Annotated in this window: 1 pseudogene; it reads right to left on the reverse strand. The window is 70.3% G+C overall.

The window, feature by feature from the left end:
- Nucleotides 1-2,331, reverse strand: a pseudogene (locus AC27IQ_RS22705) (RHS repeat-associated core domain-containing protein); the annotation flags it as partial.
- Nucleotides 2,332-2,357: the final 26 nt, after the last annotated feature.

A 2,357-nucleotide genomic window follows, 5' to 3' on the forward strand; every position in this document is an offset into this window, starting at 1 on the left:
GTGGCTGCCAGCCCCGGGCAGGGCGGCCAGGATGCGGCCCGTGGGGTCGTAGCGGAAGTTCTGGCGGCCTCGCAGGGTGTCGCCCCGGGCCACCAATTGGCCCGAGAGGTCGTAGGCGTAGGCCCGCTCCAGTACGGGCTGCGTAGCGATGTTGCCGCTGGTGCGATATCCGGCGCGGTGGTGGATCAGCCGCCCGGCCGGGTCGTACTCGTACTGGCTGGATGCGGCCCCCTGGCTGCGCTCGACTTCGCGGTGCAGAGCGTCGCGCTCCATGTCAGCGATGACCGCGTGCGCGCCTTCCTGTCCTGGCTGCGCGATGTTGATCTGGTGCAGGTGGCCGGAGCCGTAGAACAGCCAGTTCAGCGTGCGCCCATCGGGCAGCAGCGTCTGTGTGCGGTTGCCCAATGGGTCGTATTGGTGGCGCAAGCTGCGCTGCATGTCCTGACGGCCGGCCGGTGCTGCTCGGCCTATCCGCGCCGGCAGACCGGGGCCACCCTGGCCGATGAGCGTCTGCGTTTCGCTCAATAGCTGCCCCACGGGGTCGTAGGCGAAGGCCAGGTGGGCGGCGCCATTGTTCGCCTGAGTCAGCCGGCCCAGCGCGTCGTAGCGGTAGGTGGTCTCCTCGGGCGGGCCTTCGTCGCCATGGGCGCGCTTGGCCAGCAGCCGGCCCAGAGCGTCGCGCTCGAAGTGCGTGACCTTGCCCGGCCCGGCCTCGCTGCCGCCCGCCTCGATCAGGTGGGTCAATTCACTCGCGGCGTTGTACACGTAGCGCTGCCAGCGGCCGTCGAATCCGATCTCGTCGGTGAGCTGGTCGCGCAGGTTGTAGCGGAAGGTGGTCTGCGCGCGGTTCTCGTTATCGAGGGCGATCAGGCGGCCCGCGCGGTCGTAGTGGTAGGCCAGGGTGCGCCCGGCGGCATCCATGCGGGTCAGGGGCCGGCCCACGCCGTCGTAGGTGTAGCGCGTCGTGGCGCCCAGCGGATCGGTATAGGCCAGCAGGTGGCCTTCGCCGTTCCAGGTGTACTGGTGCAAGGCGGTGGCGCTGTCCGTGCCGGGCTCGGCTACATGGACGAGCCGGCCCGCGCGGTCGTAGGTGTAGCGCGTTGCCTGCCCCAGCGCATCGGTACGCTGCACCAGCTGCCCCAACGCGTCGTAAGCAAAGCGCGTGGTGCGGCCCGAGCAGTCGGTGTAGGCAATCAGGTTGCCCGCCTCGTCCCAGCGCAGCACCTTCTTGCCGCCCTTGGCATCGATCACCTCCACCGGCCGCCCCAGGCCGTCGTACTGGTAGGCCGTGGCCTGCCCGAGCGGATCGGTCATCTGCACCAGATTGCCGTGGCGGTCGTAGGCACGCCGCCACTCGAAGCCCATCGCATCGCGCAGCGTCGTCACCAAGTCCATCGCGTTGTACTGCAGCGCAGTGGACTGCCCCAGGGCGTTGGTGATCTGCGTGAGGTTGCCACGCGCGTCATGGCGCAGCGTGGTGCGTCGGCCCAGCGGATCGGTGCTGCCCCGCGGGGTGCCGGTGGCATCGAATGGCGTTTCTTCGCGCACCTCTTCGGGTGTGCCCTCCGCGATGACGGTGGCCACGATGTTGAAGCGCGCATCCCAGTGGTAGGCGGTCACGCGCCCCAGGCCATCGGTGTGGCGGGTGATGCGTTCGTGCGGCAGGTAGGCGAAGCGGTCATCGTCCTGGCCGGGGATGGGCGCATCGGCGCACCATGAGCGCAGCACGCGGCCCTGCGGGCCTTCCGCGTCGTACTGGGCGAAGTAGCGGTGGCCGCTGGCCTTGCGGTAGCCCACCAGCACGCCCGAGCGCCAGGCGTACTGGCGGTAGGGCTGGGTGCCGTGCTGCGTGGCGACCAACTGGCCCTGCGCGTCGTAGTCGTAGGACGCCAGCAACTGGCTGCCGATGTGGCCCGGCACCCGCAACTCCACCGTGGACAGGCGCGCGCCGCGCAGGGGATCGTCGGGGGACGGTGCCCCGGTGGCCGGGGTCCAGGTCAGGCGCAACTGCCGTCCCGCCGAATCGGACAGGCCGACGAGGCGCGGTCGTGCGAAGGGAGACGAGAACGCCCCTGCGCTCGCAGCGCCACTGGCCGCACCCTTTGCCATGGCCTGCTCGTGGGCCTGCCGTGCGCTCCAGGTCAGCACCTCGCCCGTGCCTGCATCGGCGTCACCCGCCACCCAGTGCAGCGCCACCGCATTGCCGTTCGCATCCTGCAAGCGTGCCAGGGGCAGGCGCCAGCTGCTCGGGGGCGTGCGTGGCGGTGAGTGGTACGTCCAGTCCCGCCCTTGTGCACGACGACCCACAGGCCCCTCTTCCGGGTGGCGCACGGTGAACTTCTCATACGGGTCGAACC

It is taken from the genome of Acidovorax sp. KPB24-07 (genome assembly GCF_057543315.1).